Here is a 251-nt window from a genome sequence, read left to right as displayed (position 1 = left end):
ATATTATTCGCCTGATACCGACTGCTAGTGGTGGCTGGCAGCTTGGTCAAATACCTGAGATACAAGGTAGTTTGGTTTCTCTGAATCCTGATACCGGTGGCGTTCGTGCCTTGGTCGGTGGCTTTGATTTTAACCATAGTAAATTTAACCGTGCTCTGCAGGGCTGGCGTCAACCGGGTTCCACCATTAAACCCCTTGTCTATACAGCAGCATTAGAAAAAGGCTATCGTCCAGATAGTATAGTTTCGGAT

1 protein-coding gene is annotated in these 251 nt (G+C 46.6%); it reads left to right on the top strand.

The window, feature by feature from the left end; translation table 11 throughout:
• The coding region (locus AAEY72_RS15735) for a penicillin-binding transpeptidase domain-containing protein (RefSeq protein ID WP_352311568.1) at positions 1-251 on the top strand (251 nt) is incomplete at both ends.

Origin of the sequence: Psychrobacter sp. W2-37-MNA-CIBAN-0211 (assembly GCF_040309405.1) — a bacterium.
Lineage (GTDB): Bacteria > Pseudomonadota > Gammaproteobacteria > Pseudomonadales > Moraxellaceae > Psychrobacter > Psychrobacter glaciei.
This window is presented reverse-complemented; position numbering and strand designations above follow the sequence as displayed.